Origin of the sequence: Amycolatopsis granulosa, from assembly GCF_011758745.1 — a bacterium.
Classification (GTDB): domain Bacteria; phylum Actinomycetota; class Actinomycetes; order Mycobacteriales; family Pseudonocardiaceae; genus Amycolatopsis_E; species Amycolatopsis_E granulosa.
The window spans coordinates 910,817-926,837 of the sequence record NZ_JAANOV010000001.1 but is presented as its reverse complement, the minus strand read 5'-3'; the positions used below and the strand labels follow the sequence as shown (position 1 = coordinate 926,837).

Sequence of the window (16,021 nt, the reverse complement as noted above, 5' to 3'; positions counted from 1 at the left end):
CCGATGATCGGCGCAGCACTCGCCGGACTCGTCGCCGTGGTGATCGCCACCGGCGGACCGGTCGGCGCAGCCGCGGCAGGCGCACGCCCCGCCGGGCTGTCGGTGGGCCCCGGCAACGGGGTGACCGAACTGCGATCCGGCGCGGCGGTGACCTACGTCGGGCCGGGCGAGGGCGGTCCGGGGGCCCTGCGCCGGCTCCTGGCCGGCTCGCCGGCGGTGGCCGCAGCCGCGGCCGTGGTCCTGTCGTGGCGACCGCGCCGGGATGCCTGAGGTGGCCGGTATCGTCGTGGCGGCGCGGCCCGCCGTCCGCGTGGTTCGCCGGCTGGTGCAGGTCACCGGTGAGCTGTCCGTGGTGCTCGGCCTGGTGGTGCTGTTGTTCGTGGCCTACGAGGAGTTCGGGGTGGCGGCCCGGGTCGCCGGGCAGCAGCAGATCCTCGACCGGCAACTCGACCAGCTCTGGCAAAGCGCTGCGGCGCCACCGGAGGCGTCCACAGTGGTGTCCCCGGCGGCGACCGCGGACGCGGGCCCCGGGGGCAGGCCCCTCGCGCGGCTGTACCTGCCCCGGCTCGCGCTGCACTGGGCCGTGGTGCAAGGCGTGTCCCCGGCCGATCTGCGCACGGGACCGGGACACTACCCGGGCAGCCAGTTGCCCGGTGAGCCCGGCAACTTCGCGGTGGCCGGGCACCGGGTGCGTGGCACCTTCTGGGACCTGGACAAACTGGTGCCCGGCGACGCGGTCGTGGTGGAGACGGCGGAGCAGTGGTTCGTGTACCGGGTGACCGGCACGAGCGTGGTGGCGCCGACCGACAGCACCGTCATCGCCGCGAACCCCGCCGATCCCGGTGCACCACCCGTGCGGCAGCTGCTGACCCTGACGACGTGCAATCCCCGGTGGGGCAACTGGGAACGGCTGATCGTGCACGCCGAACTCGCCGGCACGCGGGGGAAAACCGCCGGCAGGCCACCGGAACTGGAGGGATGAGCGGTGCTCGATCTGGTCTGGCGGTGGCTGCCCGGCAACCGGGTGGTCAAGCTGCTGATCTTCCTCGTGGTCGCGGCGGCACTGGGCATCGCGTTGTGGTACCTCGCTTTTCCCCGTCTGGACGCCTGGCTGCACGACGACACCGCAACGCTCGGGTGACACGATCAGCTGAGGCACGTTTGCGCTCGTCCTGGCGGACGATCCTCTGAGCGTGTCCGAGAACGACGCGTTGCGCGCCTTTCTCGCGCGCTGCCGGGAGTACGACATCGACGTGCAGGAAGCCCGCCGGGTCCTGGCCCGGGCCCGGACGGACGTACAGTCCGGGCGGGTCCTCGAGCTGGACCCCTACAAACTGGCGTGGCGCCGGCTGCGGTGCCGCAGCACGTGAACCCGCGCCGGAGACGGCGAGCGCACCCGGCGATCGGCGGTGGCGACGACGGTGTCGACCCGGACACCGAGTGCGGTGCACAGCTCGGCGAGCAGCTCCAGCTTCAGCGCGCGGTAACCGCTTTCGTAGCCGGAGATCGCCGAGGGCGAGACCGCACCACCCATCCGCGTGCTCAGGTCGCTCCGGGTCCACCCACGACGCGTGCGCAGCTCGCGCAGGACGTCACCCACCGCGGCGGCGAAGAGGGCCGGCTGCTCGTCTCCCACGACGGAGCAACGATGCCGCTGGCCGGCCATGACGCCGTGACGAGGTGTGGTCCAGATCCCATCCGAAAGGGGAGGCCCGTTCGGCGACATGCCGCTTCGCGCACCGCCGTCTCCTAACGGGACGATTCCGCACGAGCGAGTGGGAGCAACGATGAACGGGCGCATCCAGGTACGCGTGAGGGACGGCATCGCGGTGGCCCGGTGCTACCGCCGCACGGTGTGCGGCTGCGGGCGCAGGCAGCGCAGGCTCCAGGTGTTCGGCACCCCGCTGCACGGCGCCACCGGCGTCGTCCGATCGCGCCGCGACCTCCGGCGCGTGTTCCGCGCCCAGGCACGCGCGTGGCAGCCGGACCACACCTGCGATGCGTGCGCGCGCCGGACGAGCCGCTCCCCGGCGTTCGACGCTCCAAAAAGGAGCAATGTGACCACTTTGTGATCAAGATTGCGTTCCCGTCGGCGCACTATCGGGGCGGGTATCCGGTGCGTTATCGCGGCAGCCCCGTATTCACCCTCCTGGCAGAGCCCATTGCGCGCAGCGTAGTGGACTCCACCAGCAGTAGCGCGTGATCACCCGAATGCCGATCCGGGCCTGTAGTTGTATCGGTTGCCGGATGACCGGTTCGGGCGAGGAGGGGCACATGAGCGAGGTACTGGCCGGCAGAGCGCCGGGGCCCGCCGACGAGGACCTGCTGTCGGCGGCACGCGGCGGCGACCGGGAGGCGGTCACACAGCTCTACCGCCGGCACCACGCGGATCTGGTGCGGTACGCACGCCGGTTCGTCCGGTCGGCCGCCGATGCGGAGGACGTCTCCGCCGACGCACTGCTGCGGATGATGGTGGCGCTCGACGCCGGGCGCGGCCCGCTCACCAACGTCGGCGCCTACCTGCGGACCACGGTCCGCCGCCTCGCGATCGACCTGGCCGGGCGAAACGCGCTGAGCCTGCCCGCCGGGCTCGAGGCGGCCGAGGGCGCCCCCACCCCGGAACCGGACGGTGAGCCGGCCCTGCACGCCGCCTTCACCGCACTGCCACCGCGGTGGCGCGACGTGCTCTGGCGGGTGGACGTGCTGGGCTACCGGCCGCAGGACCTCGCCGCCGAGTCCGGGATCTCGCCGGCCGCCGCGTGCTCCTTGCTGTGGCGGGCACGCACCGCGCTGCGCAGGCAGTACGACGAACTGCGGACCGCCACCGCCGGGACTCCTGGCGGGCCGGCGGGCGCCCGGCCGGCTGCGCCCGGGCGGGCGTGAGCGCGCGGGGTGCCAGGCCGCACCGCACGGCCGGCCCGCCGGAGGGGTGGTCAAGCCGGTCCTCGGTGCCCTTGGTGCCCTCGGTGCCCTTAATGCCCGTGGAACGCCTCGGCGAGCCACCACGACCCGCCGTCGTCGGTGATCTTCGCGTCGACCACGAGCGGGGCGTCGCGCGGCCCGTTGAGCCAGGCGGTGACGGACCCGAGATCGGCGGTGGTGTGGACGGTGACGCCGGTGCAGCCGAAGCCGCGGGCGATGGCCGCGATGTCGCTGGGCGGGAATCGCACGGTGGTGTGGTCGCCGGCGAAGTGGTGGACCTCGGCGCCGTAGGCGGCGTCGTCGTACACGATCACCACCAGCGGCAGCCCCAGCCGGACGGCGGTGTCCAGTTCGGCGGCGGCCATGTGGAAGCCGCCGTCGCCCAGTGCCGCGACCGGCAGCCTGCCCGGCTGGGCGATCGCGGCACCGATCGCCGTGGCCAGTCCCAGCCCGATCGACTGGAACGCCTGCGTGAAGCAGAACCCGAACTCGTCCGGCACCGCGAGGTAGGCGCTGGGATAGCCCATGAAGTTGCCCGAATCCACCGACACCACGCGCTCGGCGGGCAGGATCCGGTCCAGCTCCACCGACAGCGTGCGCGGATCGATCAGCGCACCGGTCGACTCGTCGGTGAAGTCGGCGGTGGACCAGCGCCCACGGGCGGCGATCCGGGCGCGCAGCCCGGGGGAGCGGTAGCCGGGCGTGACCCGGTCACCCAGTTCGGTGAGCACCGCGCGGGCGGTGGTGGCGGCGTCGCCGGGTACGCCGAGATGCACCGGGCGGTGCGCGCCCAGCGCGTCCGCCGCCACGTCCACCTGCGCGAGCCGGGTGGTGGGGCCGATCAGCTTGCCCTGGCGCGTGGTCCAGCGGTTGAGCGCACAACCCCAAGCGACGACGAGGTCCGCGCCGCGGATCAGCTCCGCGGCCAGCGGTGAGGCGAACCCGCCTGAGATGCCCAGTGCCCACGGGTCGTCGTGGAACAGCCCGTGCGCCACCGCGGACGTGGCGAGCAACGCACCGCACGCGTTCGCCAGCGCCCGGATCTCCGCCGCCGCGCCCCGGCCACCGCGGCCGGCGATGAACACCGGCCGCCGTGCGGCGGCGACCAGCGCGGCCAGGTCGGCGACGGCGGCGGGATCCGGCTGCACCACCGGTGGGTCCGCGACCGGCGCGAGCGGCTGCGGTGGCGGAGCGGGCATCGCCTGGACGTCGAGCGGCAGGTTGAGCACGACGGTCCGGCGCTCGTGCAGCGCCGTCCGGTAGGCGCGGACGGTGTCGGCGACCGCGGTGCCCGGGCCGTGCACGCGGTCGGCGACCGCGCCGACCGCGCGGGCCAGGCCGTCCTGGTCGATGTGGAAGTTGTTGAGCGGGTCGTCGGCGGGGGTGTCGGCGGTGAGCACGATCAGCGGGGTGCGGCTCTTGGCCGCCTCGCCGATGCCGGTGACGGCGTTGGCCAGCCCGGGGCCCTGGTGGGTCGTCACGATCGCGACCCGGCCGCTCATCCGCCCGCACGCGTCGGCGGCGGTGGCCGCCCCGCCTTCGTGGCGGGTGGCGTAGAAGGCGGCCCCGGCGGCGCGCAGGGCGTTGGTGACGTGGAAGTTGCCGCTGCCCACCACGCCGAAGACCGGGCCCGCGCCCAGCCGGGCCAGGACGTCACCCACCGCTTCGGCGACGATCACGACCGCTCCACGAACGCGTAGACGCGCGCCGGGCTGCCCGAGCCGCCCACGATCGGCAGCGGCGAGACGACCAGCAGGGCGCCGGCCGCGGGCAGCTGGGCGAGGTTGCGCAGCTGGGTCAGCCCGCACTTGCCCGCGCCCAGCAGCCGGTCGTGGCACGGGAAGATCGGATCCAGCTCGGTCGCGCGGCCGGCGTCGGTGCCCACGGTCTCCACCCCGAACCCCGCGATCGGGGCTTCCTCGGCCAGCCACCGGGCGCACTCCGGGGAGACTCCGGGGGTGTGCGAGACGCCGTCGCCGGCGTTGAGGAAGTCCGCCTGGTCGCCCGACCGCGCGTCCCATCCGGTGCGGTAGAGCAGCCAGCCGCCCTCGGGCAGCGGCCCGTGGTCGCGTTCCCACCGCCGGACGTCGTCGATGCCGAGGAGGAAGTCCGGGTCGTCGGCGACCCGGTCCGATGCGTCGAGCACCGCCGCGGGCCCGATCAGGGTGCGCAGCGGAATCCGGTCCACGCTGGGCCCGTCCTTGCCGGAGAGCCAGTGGACGGGTGCGTCGACGTGGGTGCCGACGTGCTCGCCGGTGCGAATGTCGTTCCAGTACCAGCGCGGGCCCCGGTCGTCGTATCGGCTGATCTCGGTCAGCTGGAAGCTCGCGGTGTTGGCGAAGGGCGGTGGCAGCTGCAACACCGGGGTGCTCGCCGACAGCGGCGCCGTCAGGTCCACGACCTCGACGCCGCCGGTCCGCAGCGCGCTCACCAGGTCGGCCAGTACGGGCATGGCAACCTCCCGGGTCTCGCCCGGCCGGTCTCCGCTGACCGGCCCCGCGGACGAGCGTAGTCCGGCGGTCGCGCCGACGGCGGTGGGAAACCCCGGCGGTCTCCGTCCCGGGTGAATTCGACGAGCGGGCCGCGGCGCGGCGGCCGGGGGTGTGGCCGTCAGCGCGGCGCACTTCACCCGGGCCGCCGCCATCGTCGGCCGGTGGCACGTCCCGCGCACCTCGGCCGTTCGGCGCCCGGGTGCCGTCCGCCGGACCACCGGGAATCCACAGTGGACGGCGTCGGACCAGGGCCGGGCTAGGTCCCGCTCCGGACCGCCGGCCGGTCGCCGTCGCGGAGGTGCTCCGCGATCATCTCCGCGGCCATTTCGCGGGCCAGCAGGATTGGTTCGGTGCTGCGCGCCGCCTTCGAACCGGCCAGCCCGCCGTCGTAGAGGACGACCAGCCGGTCCACCAGCGGGCCCGGGGCGGCGATCCCGAGTTCGGTCAGGCATACGCGCCACAGCTCGCGCAGCCACTCGCGGTGGTCGTGCACCGCGCCGATCACCGGGTGCCGCGCGTCCGGGAACTCGGTCGCGGCGTTGAGGTAGAGACAGCCGCGGAACCGGCGGCGCCGCGCGGACTTCGCGGCCAGGTCGAAGACCAGCAGCAGGCGCTCGGCCGGATCGGTCACTCCCGCGCAGGCGCGCGCGTAGCCGGAGCGGTCCTGCTCGTCCTGGTGCCGCAGGTACGCCACGACCAGGGCGTCCTTCGAACCGTAGGTCTGGTACAGGCTGGCGCGCGCCACCTTCGCCTCGGCGAGGAGCCGGTCCACGCCGACCGCCCGGATCCCGTCGCGGGCGAACAGGGTGGCCGCCGCGCTCAGCAGACGCTCGGCGGGTAGTGCGCGATCTCGCGGAGTGGACACGGGAACCAGCATATTGGCAGACTGACCGTTCTATCCATTACGGTGTCCCCATGACCGGGATCGCGCTGGTGCGCCGCCGCCACGTCGACCTCCGGCGCGTCGCCAGCGCGTGCTGTCGCTGAACCGGCACCGGTCTGTTCCCCGTCCCGCTCGTGCGGGACACCTCTGTCCCGAGGAGCCTCATCATGACGCTGTACCTGTTCGAAGTCGTCCCCGCGGACGCGGGCCGCGAGGCCGCCGCGCAACTGCTCGAGCGCCTCGGCAAGGCCGCCGTGGCCCTCGGCGCCGAGCTGATCGAGTCACAGGTGACCGCCGACCACGGCCGGGTCTTCGCGGTCGTGGAGGCCGGTGCCCGCGAGGCCGCCGATCAGCTGCGCACGGAGATCGAGACCGACACCACCGGGGTGCGGGAGGTCAGCGCTCCGGCGGAGGTGCGGCTGGTCGGCGCCGATCTCGCCGAGGTCAAGGCCGCCCGCCCGCGTGCCGGTTACCTCGTGGAGTGGGACCTGCCGGCCACCCTGGACATGGACTCCTACCTGGCCCGCAAGAAGGCGAACGCGCCCCGCTACGCCGACGTGCCCGAGGTCCAGTTCCTGCGCACCTACGTCCGCGAGGACATGGTGAAGTGCCTGTGCTTCTACGACGCACCCGGTGAGGACCTGGTACGGGCGGCGCGCGCCGCCGTGGACACCCCGGTCGACCGGCTGCACGCCCTGGACGACCCGGCATGAGCACCGGGACCCTGACGGAGACGAGCGCGTTCTTCGCCGAACGCGCCGCGCACGTCGACTCCCCGGACGGGGACGTCCGCCCCGGGCTGGCCTTCCTCGGTGCTCGCGACCTGCTCGGGCTGGGTGCGGGCAGTGACGGCGGACCCGGCCTGGTGGCCGCGGCCGAGCTGATCGAGGCGGTGGCCGGGGAGTGCCTGAGCTCGGCGTTCGCCCTGTGGGCGCACCGGATGGTGCTGGAGTACCTGGCCCGCGGGCGGTCCGGGGCGCTGACCGGCGAGCTGGCCGTCCGCCTGCGGGCGGGCGAGCTGACCGGGTCGACCGCGATGGCGACCGCCCTGCGGGACGTCGCGGGGATCGAGCCGGTGCCCGTGCGGGCCGAGCCCACCGCCACCGGGCTGCGGCTGTCCGGGCCGATCCCGTGGGCCTCCAACCTGTTCCCCGGCGCCGTGGTGGTCCTGCCCGTCCGCACCGGCGAGGGGCGCGCCGTCGTGGTGGTCCGCGTCGGCGACCCGGGGGTGACGGTCGCACCGGCCCGGCCGCTGCTGGCGCTCAACGGCACGGCGTCGTCCTCGGCCTTGCTGTCCGATGTGGACGTTCCGGGCGACGCGGTGCTCAGCACCGATCTCGCCGGGTTCGTCGCGGCCTTCCGCCCGACGTTCCTGGTGCTGCAAACGGCGTTCTGCGCCGGGCTGGCCGCGCGGTCGCTGGACGAGGCGGAACGCGGGCTCGCCCGCGCCGACGCCGAACTCGCCGGCGACGTCGCGGAACACCGGCGGTCCGCCGAAGCGCTCCGGGCACGCCTGCGCGACCTCGCCCGCGACACCCGCGCCGAACCCGTGACCGCCTACATCCGCCTGCGGCTGGCGGCCGTCCGGCTCGCCGTGGCCGCGTCCCGCCTGGAGTCGACGGTGCGCGGCGGTGCCGGTTACCTCGCCACCAGCGGCACCAGCAGACGGTTGCGCGAAGCGGCATTCCTGCCGATCCAGGCACCCACGGAAGGACACCTGCGATGGGAACTGCGGCACTCCGCCTGAGCGCGGCGGTCAAGACCTACGGTGGTGCCCCGGTCCTCGACGGACTCGACCTCACCATCGCATCCGGGCAGCGCCTGGCCGTGCTCGGTCCGAGCGGCACCGGGAAGTCCACGCTGCTGCGCGTGCTGGCCGGACTGGAACCCCTCGACGCCGGCCGGGTCGAGGCGGACCCGGACACCACGATCGCCACCGTGTTCCAGCAGCCCCTCCTGCTGCCCTGGCTGACCGTCCGGGAGAACGTGGCGCTGGGCGGCCGGTACCGCGGCAACCGGTCGCGGTTCGATCCGGAATGGACGGAGCATCTGCTCGGCCTGTTCGGCCTCGCCGCGCTCGGCGGGGCCTACCCGGACCAGCTCTCCGGCGGGCAGGCGCAGCGGGCCGCGGTGGCCAGGGCGCTGGCGATCCGGCCACGCGTGCTGCTGCTCGACGAGCCCTTCGGTGCCCTGGACCCGGCCACCCGCCAGGACCTGCAACGCTGGCTGCGCGACACCGTCGGCGAACTCGCGCTGACCCTCGTCGTGGTCACCCACGACGTCGACGAGGCGCTCTACCTCGCCGACTCGATCGTGCTCCTGGACGGCACGGGCGGGCTGGGGCAGCGGTGGGCGAGCGAACCACCCGCCGACCACGACGCCCTGGCCGGGCATCCGCTGCGCGCCCGGCTCCTCGCCGGGTACCGGTCCCAGCTCGGGCCCGCGCCGACGGGAGTGGCGTGATGGGGATCAGCCGCCGCGCCGCGCTGCGGGCCGGTCTCGCCCTGGGCGCCGCGGGCGGCGTCGCCGGGATCGCGGACCTGGCGGCCGCCGTGACGGGCGGTCCCGCCGCGGTCGGCCGGCTGCGCATCGGCTATCTGCCGATCACCGATTCGGCCCCGCTGCTCGTGGCACACGAGCAGGGCCACTTCGCGCGTGCCGGGCTGGCCACCGAGCGGCCCGTGCTGTTCCGGGCATGGGAATCGCTCGCGCAGGCCTTCCTCGCCGGCGAGGTGGACGCCGTGCACCTGCTGATGCCGTTCGCGGTGCAGCTGCGGTACGCGCTCGGCGCGGACGTCAAGGTCCTCGCCTGGAACCACACCAACGGTTCCGCGCTCACCGTCGCCCGCGGCATGCGCGACCTGCGGGAGCTCGCCGGTGGACGCATCGCGATCCCGTTCTGGTGGTCGATCCACAATGTCCTGGTGCAGCGGATGCTGCGTGCGGCGGGGCTGACACCGGTGGTCCGCGCGGATCCGGACGCCGCCGCGGGCACCGTGCAGCTGCTGGTGCTCAGCCCCGCGGACATGGTGCCCGCGCTGGACACCGGCCGGGTCGGCGGCTACATCGTCGCCGACCCGTTCAACGCCGCCGCCGAGGCCAAGAAGGCCGGCCGGATCCTGCGGTTCGTCGGCGACGTGTGGCGCGACCACGCCTGCTGCGTGGTCGTCGTGCGGGAGTCGCTGATCCGGCAGGCGCCGGAGAAGGTGCAGGCGCTGACCGACGGGCTCGCCCGGGCCCAGCAGTGGATCGACGGTGCCCGCGGTGACGCGGCGGTGTTGTTGTCCGGCAAGCACTATCTGCCCCAGCCACTGCCGGCGATCACGCGGGCGCTGACCTACCCGGACGGCTACGGTGCGCCGCGGAACCCGGACTGGCGCGGGCAGCGCATCGGGTTCGCGCCCTACCCGCACGCGAGCTACACCCGTGAGCTGGTCACGCAGATGCGCGGCACGGTCGTCGACGGGGACACCTCGTTCCTCGACCGCCTCGACCCCGCGACCGTGCACACCGACCTCGTCGACGACCGGTTCATCCGCCGGACCCTGACCCTCGCCGGCACGCCGGCCCGGACCGAAGAGGTGCGACCCTGATGACCACGCGCCCCTCCCGCATCCGCCGGCTCCTGCCACCGGCTGCCGGAATCGTGGCGGCGGTGCTGGTGTGGTGGTCGCTGACCACCGTGCTGGCCCGCCCCGGTTCACTGGTGGCGGCGTTCGCGCCGCAGCGCGCCGTTCCCGCGATCGGTACGCTCGCCGCTCGCGGTGTGCTCGCCGACGACGTCGTGACGAGTCTGTTCCGGCTGCTGGCCGGACTGCTCGTCGCGGGTGTGCTCGGCACCGTCACCGGCGTCGCGGTCGGCTCGGTGGACGTCCTGGACCGGGCCACCCGGCCGGTGTTCCAGTTCCTGCGCATGATCTCGCCGCTGTCCTGGGCGCCGGTCGCGATCGGCCTGTTCGGGATCGGCTACCGGCCGGTGGCCTTCCTCGTCGCCGCCGCCGCGATCTGGCCGGTGGTGCTCAACACCGCCGCCGGGGTGCGCGCGGTGGACCACGGTTTCCTGCTGGTCGCCAGGTCGCTGGGTGCCGGCCGGCTGGAAGCCTTCACCAGCGTCGTCGTTCCCGCGATCCGCCCGCACGTGCTCACCGGGTTCCGGCTCGCGCTGGGCATCGGCTGGGTGGTGCTGGTGCCCGCCGAGATGCTGGGCGTCACCTCCGGGCTGGGCTACGAGATCCTCAACGCCCGCGACCAGCTCGCCTACGACCAGGTGATGGCACTCATCCTGGTCATCGGCGTCCTGGGCTACGTGCTCGACACGCTGGCCCGGTGGGCACTGACCCCGCGCCGGCGCACCGGGGTCACGGCCCCCGCGGCGCGGCGGGAGGCGATGGCGGGCTGATCCGCGCCGCCGTCCGGAATCTGAGATCATCACCGGCGGGGCTGCGCGCGCCCTACGCTCGGGCGTCATGACACCCCCATTGCCGTTGATCGACCTCTCGCGATTTCGCGACCCCACCGCCGATCGTGCCGGTTTCCTGGCGCAGCTGCGGCACGCCGCGCACGAGGTCGGGTTCTTCTACGTGGTCGGGCACGGGGTTGCCGAGGAGCTGACCACCGGGATCTTCGACGTGGCGCGGAAGTTCTTCGCGTTGCCCGTCGAGCAGCGGCTGGAGATCGAGAACATCCACTCGCCGCAGTTCCGCGGGTACACCGCCACCGGACACGAGTACACCGGCGGCGCACCGGACTGGCGGGAGCAGATCGACATCGGCCCGGAGCGCGCCGCGCTCGACCTGGCGCCCGGTGACCCGGCGTGGCGGCGCCTGATCGGCCCGAACCTGTGGCCCGCCGCGCTGCCGGAGCTGCGGGAGACGACGCTGGCGTGGCAGGCGGAGGCGCTGCGGGTGAGCCGCGAGGTGCTGCGGGCGCTGGCGGCGTCGCTGGGGCAGGACGAGGGTTACTTCGACGAGTGGTTCGACGCCGAGGCCGCCACCCACGTGAAGATCATCCGCTACCCGGGCCGGGTCCGCGAGGACGCCGACCAGGGCGTGGGTTCGCACAAGGACTACGGCTACCTGGCGCTGCTGCAACAGGACGAGGTCGGCGGGCTGCAGGTCCAGGCCGCCGACGGCAGCTGGATCGACGCCGTGCCGGTGCCCGGCAGCTTCGTGTTCAACATCGGCGAGATGCTGGAGATCGCGACCGGGGGCTACCTGACCGCGACGCGGCACCGCGTGGTCAGCCCGCCCGCGGGCGTGGAGCGGTTGTCGGTGCCGTTCTTCCTCGGTCCGTGCCTGGACGCGGTGGTCGAGCCGCTGACCCTGCCCGCCGAGCTGGCCGCCCAGGCGCGCGGGGTCAGCCAGGACGCGGACAACCCGCTGCTGGCCGCCTACGGCGAAAACGCGCTCGTGGGCTGGTTGCGGTCGCACCCGAAGGTCGCGCAGCGCTGGTGGTCCGATGTGCTCGCGGAGCGCGCGTGAGCGGCCGCGCCTGGTCGTTCGAGACCCGGCAGATCCACGCGGGCGCGAGTCCCGACCCGGCCACCGGCGCCCGTGCCACGCCGATCCACCAGACCAGCTCCTACGTCTTCCGCGGCGCCGACCACGCCGCCCGGGCGTTCGCCCTGCAGGACCTGGAAACCCACGCCTACACCCGCCTGTCGAACCCGACCACCGCGGTCGCCGAGGCCCGTCTGGCCGACCTGGAGTCCGGGGTCGCCGCGGTCGCGGTGGCCAGCGGGCAGGCGGCGTCCGCGCTGGCCCTGCTGAACCTCGCCCGCGCCGGTGACCACGTCGTCTCGGCGGCGACCGTGTACGGCGGCACCTACAACCTGTTCGCGCACACCTTCGCCGACCTCGGGATCGCCGTCACCTTCGTCGACGACCCGGACGACCTCGCTCAGTGGCGCGCCGCGATGCGGCCGGCAACCAAGGCGTGCTACGCCGAGTCCGTCGGGAACCCGCGCGGCAACGTGCTGGACGTCGCGGCCGTCGCGGCCGTCGCGCACGAGGCCGGTGTGCCGCTCGTGGTGGACAACACCGTGCCCACGCCGTACCTGTCCCGGCCGCTCGAGCACGGCGCCGACGTCGTGGTGCACTCCACGACGAAGTTCCTGTCCGGGCACGGCACCGGAATCGGCGGTGTCGTGGTGGACAGCGGCCGGTTCGACCACCTCGCGGATGCGGAGCGCTGGCCGCAGTTCACCCGGCCCGATCCGAGCTACCACGGTCTGGTGTTCGCCGAGGAGTTCGGCGAACTCGCCTACAGCCTGCGGTTGCGTACCAAGCTGATGCGTGATCTCGGGCCCGCGGTGTCACCGTTCACCAGTTTCCTGCTGCTCCAGGGGATCGAGACCCTGTCGCTGCGGATGGCACGGCACGTCCGCAACGCGCAGGCGGTCGCGGAATGGTTGTCCGTGCAGCCCGAGGTGACCGAGGTGCACTACGCCGGGCTGCCCGCCAGCCCCTGGTTCGAGGCGGGAAAGCGCTATCTGGCCGGCGGCGTGGGCGGAGTGCTCGCCTTCGACCTGGCCGGGGGGCTGGATGCGGGCACGCGGTTCGTCGACGGCCTGACCCTGTTCAGCCACCTGGCGAACATCGGGGACGTGCGGAGCCTGGTCATCCACCCCGCCTCGACCACGCACGCGCAGCTGGACCCGGACCAGCAGCGGGCGAGTGGTGTCACCGCCGGGCAGGTGCGGCTCTCGGTCGGCCTGGAAGGTCTCGGCGATCTGCTCGCCGACCTCCGGCGCGGCCTCGACGCGGCCCACGGGCGACGCTGATTCCGGGCGCGGTCGCCGAGACGCTCGCCGACGTCGGTCTCGAACCGGACGCCGCGTGGCGCGGTCTCCTGACCCCTCCGGGCGGCGGACCGCCCAATCGGGATCACCCGGACGGATCGCCGCAACGCTGCGTGTCCGACCTGGTACTGTCCGGCCGCGGCGCGGACGTGATCGTCGCCGTGCAGGCCGGGAGCTCCGCGCCCTGGACCAGGCACCGCGGCGGGACGTCTCGCCCGACATGGCCCCTCACCTGGAGAGCACCATGACCACCGCACCTCGCACCTTGTCCCTGGGCGCGTTCGTCCAAGGCGCCGGCGGGCACATCGCCGGCTGGCGCCACCCGGAGGCCTACGCGGCCGGGCAGCTGGACTTCGCCTTCCACGCCGAACTGGCCCGCCTGCTCGAACGCGGCCGGTTCGACGCGTTGTTCATCGCCGACGTGGCCGCCCTCTGGGGGCACCAGATGGACGCGCTGAGCCGCTCCGGGCGCGCTGAGCACTTCGAACCGCTGACGCTGCTGTCGGCCCTGTCCACGGTCACCGAGCACATCGGTCTCGTGGCCACCGCGACCACCACCTACAACGAGCCGTTCCACGTGGCGCGCAAGTTCGCCTCGCTCGACCACCTCTCGCACGGCCGGGCGGGATGGAACATCGTCACCTCGGTGATCCCGCTGGAGGCGGCGAACTTCGGCCGGTCCGAGCACCTCGAGCACGAGCTGCGGTACCGGCGCGCGGACGAGTTCGTCGAGGTCGTGCGGGCGTTGTGGGACAGCTTCGCCGACGGGGCGCTGCTGCGGGACAAGGCAAGCGGCAGCTACTACGACCCCGCGGGCCTGCGCACGCCGCACCACCAGGGCGAGCACTTCACCGTCCGCGGCCCGCTGAACATCTCCCGGCCGCCGCAGGGGCATCCGGTGCTGTTCCAGGCGGGCTCGTCGCAGACGGGCATGGCGTTCGCGGCCCGCCACGGCGAGGTGCTGTTCACCCTGCAGGCCGACCTGGCCGGGGCGCAGGCGTTCTACGCCGGCGTCAAGAAGCAGGTGGCCGCCGCCGGGCGCAACCCGGACCACGTGCTCATCTGGCCCATCCTGTTCCCGCTGGTCGGCGGGACCGAGGAGGAGGCCCGCCGCAAGGTCGCCGAGCTGGACGAGCTCGTGCACGACGACGTGGCGCGCCGGCTGGTGCAGGACAACATCGGCGACCTCGACCTGACCGAGTACCCGCTGGACGGGCCCGTCCCCGACATCCCGGACAGCAACCGCAGCAAGTCCCGCCGCGACCTGCTGCTCGGGCTCGCCCGCCAGGAGAACCTGACCATCCGGCAGCTCGCGTTGCGCATCTCCGGCGGGGCGACCGTCGCCGGCACCCCGGAGCAGATCGCGGACCACCTGGAGCAGTGGTTCACCGAGCGCGGTGCCGACGGCTTCAACGTGTCCTTCCCGTACCTGCCCGGTCCCGCGGTGGACTTCGTCGACCAGGTGGTTCCGCTGCTGCGGAAGCGCGGACTGGTGCACGAGACCTACGAGGGCACCACGTTCCGGGAAAACCTCGGCCTGCCCCGGCCGGCTTCGCAGGAGGTGGCGGCGTGACCCGGCAACTGCACCTGAACGCGTTCCTCGTGCCACCGGGCGCGAACCCGGCAGCCTGGCGCCACCCGGCGGCCAACGCCGCCGCGGGCGTGGACTTCGCCAGCGTGCTGTCGTTCGCGCGGACCGCGGAGCGCGCGAAGTTCGACGCGGTGTTCCTCGGCGATCTGGCCGGGGTGCCGCTGGAGAGCCAGGACGTGCTCTCGCGGGTCTCGGCGGTCAACGACGTGTTCGAACCGATCACGCTGCTGGGCGCGCTCGCCGCGGCGACCGACCACATCGGACTGATTGGGACCGCGTCCACGACCTGTCACGAGCCGTACCACCTGGCGCGCGCGTTCGCCTCGATCGACCACATCTCGGGCGGACGCGCGGGGTGGCACGTGGTCACTTCGCTCACCGAGGGTGAGGCGCTGAACTTCGGCCTCGACGTCCAGGCCGGCGACGGCACCCGGTACGAGCGGGCCGGGGAGTTCCTCGACATCGTCACCGGCCTGTGGGACAGCTTCGACGACGACGCGTTCCACCACGACCAGGCCACCGGTGTCTACTTCGACCCGGCCAAGCTGCACCCGCTGAACTACCGGGGCAAGCACCTGTCGGTGGCCGGGCCGCTGAACATCGCCCGCCCGCCGCAGGGCAGGCCGGTGATCGCGCAGGCGGGCGACTCGGCGGAACAGAAGGGCCTGGCGGCGCGGTTCGCCGAGGTGGTCCTGGCCGGCAACCGGGACCTGGCGGCGGCGACGGAGTTCTACGCGGAGCTCAAGGAACGCGCCGCCGGGTTCGGCCGGGCGCCGGAGTCGCTGGTCGTGCTGCCCGCGTTGTCGGTGATCACCGCGCCCACCGAGGACGAGGCCCGCGCGAAGCGGGACCAGCTCGGTCAGCTGATGCCGCCGGAGGTGGCGCTCGCGCACCTGGCCCGGACACTGGATGGGGTCGACCTGTCCGGGTACCCGATCGACGGGCCGCTGCCGGAGCTGCCCGAACCGGGCCGGCCGAAGGGCACGCGGGCGCAGGTGTACCGGCGGGCGCGTGAGCGCGGGCTGACCATCCGGCAGCTCGCCGCGGAGGTCAGCGACGACGCCACGACCCTCGTCGGCACGCCCGCGGCGATCGCCGACCACATCGAGGAGTGGTTCCGGGCGCCCGCCGCCGACGGGTTCACCCTGGTATTCCCCTACCTGCCGGGGGCACTGGAGGACTTCGTGGACCTGGTGGTGCCCGAACTCCGCCGCCGCGGGCTGTTCCGCGACGAGTACGACGGCACGACGCTGCGGGACCACTTCGGACTGTCGCGCCCGGTGTCGCGGCACGGCTGAGGTGTCCGCGGGGGACGCGTCCGGCCAGTGTGCCGG

Annotated in this window: 20 protein-coding genes; 16 read left to right on the top strand and 4 right to left on the bottom strand. The window is 73.7% G+C overall.

Going from position 1 to position 16,021, the window contains the following annotated elements; translation table 11 throughout:
- Positions 1-3 precede the first annotated feature (3 nt).
- From FHX45_RS04565 to FHX45_RS04550, 4 genes are read left to right on the top strand one after another with little or no spacing between them, the layout of a single operon-like run.
- Positions 4-270: a hypothetical protein gene (locus FHX45_RS04565; protein WP_167096936.1), complete on the top strand. Its 267-nt coding sequence runs from the start codon at positions 4-6 to the stop codon at positions 268-270.
- Positions 263-982 (top strand): class E sortase, encoded by a 720-nt coding sequence (locus tag FHX45_RS04560; RefSeq protein ID WP_167096934.1) that lies wholly within the window; start codon positions 263-265, stop codon positions 980-982. The genes FHX45_RS04565 and FHX45_RS04560 overlap by 8 nt, the downstream gene beginning before the upstream one ends.
- Before the next feature lie 3 nt (positions 983-985).
- Entirely contained in the window at positions 986-1,141 is a 156-nt protein-coding gene (locus FHX45_RS04555) for a hypothetical protein (protein WP_167096932.1), read from the top strand.
- 52 nt (positions 1,142-1,193) lie between these two features.
- Complete coding sequence (locus FHX45_RS04550; RefSeq protein WP_167096930.1) at positions 1,194-1,370, top strand: hypothetical protein; 177 nt, start codon at positions 1,194-1,196, stop codon at positions 1,368-1,370.
- Here the strand turns inward: FHX45_RS04550 and FHX45_RS04545 are convergent.
- Positions 1,328-1,636: a helix-turn-helix domain-containing protein gene (locus FHX45_RS04545; protein ID WP_167096928.1), complete on the bottom strand. Its 309-nt coding sequence runs from the start codon at positions 1,634-1,636 to the stop codon at positions 1,328-1,330. The two genes, FHX45_RS04550 and FHX45_RS04545, sit on opposite strands and share 43 nt — an antisense overlap.
- Before the next feature lie 151 nt (positions 1,637-1,787).
- Here FHX45_RS04545 and FHX45_RS04540 point away from each other — a divergent pair, with 151 nt between their 5' ends.
- Both FHX45_RS04540 and FHX45_RS04535 read left to right on the top strand, forming a co-directional pair.
- Entirely contained in the window at positions 1,788-2,072 is a 285-nt protein-coding gene (locus FHX45_RS04540; RefSeq protein ID WP_167096926.1) for a hypothetical protein, read from the top strand.
- 202 nt (positions 2,073-2,274) lie between these two features.
- Entirely contained in the window at positions 2,275-2,883 is a 609-nt protein-coding gene (locus FHX45_RS04535; protein WP_167096924.1) for an RNA polymerase sigma factor, read from the top strand.
- 89 nt (positions 2,884-2,972) lie between these two features.
- Here FHX45_RS04535 and FHX45_RS04530 read toward each other — a convergent pair whose 3' ends face one another.
- The 3 genes from FHX45_RS04530 to FHX45_RS04520 form a co-directional block, all read right to left on the bottom strand.
- A complete protein-coding gene (locus tag FHX45_RS04530) occupies positions 2,973-4,601 on the bottom strand; it encodes a thiamine pyrophosphate-binding protein (protein ID WP_167096922.1) in 1,629 nt (542 codons plus the stop codon).
- Entirely contained in the window at positions 4,598-5,374 is a 777-nt protein-coding gene (locus FHX45_RS04525) for a cyclase family protein (RefSeq protein WP_167096921.1), read from the bottom strand. The genes FHX45_RS04530 and FHX45_RS04525 overlap by 4 nt, the downstream gene beginning before the upstream one ends.
- 296 nt (positions 5,375-5,670) lie before the next feature.
- Positions 5,671-6,279, bottom strand: a complete 609-nt coding sequence (locus FHX45_RS04520) for a TetR/AcrR family transcriptional regulator (protein WP_341771351.1) — start codon at positions 6,277-6,279, stop codon at positions 5,671-5,673.
- Between the two features lie 50 nt (positions 6,280-6,329).
- Here FHX45_RS04520 and FHX45_RS28695 point away from each other — a divergent pair, with 50 nt between their 5' ends.
- The 10 genes from FHX45_RS28695 (at position 6,330) to FHX45_RS04475 (ending at position 15,985) form a co-directional block, all read left to right on the top strand.
- On the top strand, positions 6,330-6,401 hold the full coding sequence (locus FHX45_RS28695; protein WP_390622654.1) for a putative leader peptide: 72 nt from the start codon (positions 6,330-6,332) through the stop codon (positions 6,399-6,401).
- A 63-nt stretch (positions 6,402-6,464) separates the two neighbouring features.
- On the top strand, positions 6,465-7,010 hold the full coding sequence (locus tag FHX45_RS04515) for a DUF4242 domain-containing protein (RefSeq protein ID WP_167096917.1): 546 nt from the start codon (positions 6,465-6,467) through the stop codon (positions 7,008-7,010).
- The gene (locus FHX45_RS04510; RefSeq protein ID WP_167096915.1) at positions 7,007-8,044 is read left to right on the top strand and encodes an acyl-CoA dehydrogenase family protein; all 1,038 of its coding nucleotides are present in this window, start codon (positions 7,007-7,009) and stop codon (positions 8,042-8,044) included. Before FHX45_RS04515 ends, FHX45_RS04510 begins: the two co-directional genes overlap by 4 nt.
- Positions 8,020-8,760, top strand: a complete 741-nt coding sequence (locus FHX45_RS04505) for an ABC transporter ATP-binding protein (protein WP_167096913.1) — start codon at positions 8,020-8,022, stop codon at positions 8,758-8,760. The genes FHX45_RS04510 and FHX45_RS04505 overlap by 25 nt, the downstream gene beginning before the upstream one ends.
- Positions 8,760-9,890 carry an ABC transporter substrate-binding protein gene (locus tag FHX45_RS04500; protein WP_167096911.1) on the top strand — a complete coding sequence of 377 codons (1,131 nt, stop codon included), beginning with the start codon at positions 8,760-8,762 and terminating at the stop codon, positions 9,888-9,890. The genes FHX45_RS04505 and FHX45_RS04500 overlap by 1 nt, the downstream gene beginning before the upstream one ends.
- Complete coding sequence (locus tag FHX45_RS04495) at positions 9,890-10,696, top strand: ABC transporter permease (RefSeq protein WP_167096909.1); 807 nt, start codon at positions 9,890-9,892, stop codon at positions 10,694-10,696. Before FHX45_RS04500 ends, FHX45_RS04495 begins: the two co-directional genes overlap by 1 nt.
- A 67-nt stretch (positions 10,697-10,763) precedes the next feature.
- Positions 10,764-11,777 (top strand): isopenicillin N synthase family dioxygenase, encoded by a 1,014-nt coding sequence (locus FHX45_RS04490; protein ID WP_167096907.1) that lies wholly within the window; start codon positions 10,764-10,766, stop codon positions 11,775-11,777.
- Positions 11,774-13,078: an aminotransferase class I/II-fold pyridoxal phosphate-dependent enzyme gene (locus tag FHX45_RS04485; protein ID WP_167096905.1), complete on the top strand. Its 1,305-nt coding sequence runs from the start codon at positions 11,774-11,776 to the stop codon at positions 13,076-13,078. Before FHX45_RS04490 ends, FHX45_RS04485 begins: the two co-directional genes overlap by 4 nt.
- A 262-nt stretch (positions 13,079-13,340) precedes the next feature.
- Complete coding sequence (locus tag FHX45_RS04480; RefSeq protein WP_167096903.1) at positions 13,341-14,669, top strand: LLM class flavin-dependent oxidoreductase; 1,329 nt, start codon at positions 13,341-13,343, stop codon at positions 14,667-14,669.
- Positions 14,666-15,985: an NtaA/DmoA family FMN-dependent monooxygenase gene (locus FHX45_RS04475; RefSeq protein WP_167096901.1), complete on the top strand. Its 1,320-nt coding sequence runs from the start codon at positions 14,666-14,668 to the stop codon at positions 15,983-15,985. The genes FHX45_RS04480 and FHX45_RS04475 overlap by 4 nt, the downstream gene beginning before the upstream one ends.
- The last annotated feature ends 36 nt before the right edge of the window (positions 15,986-16,021 follow it).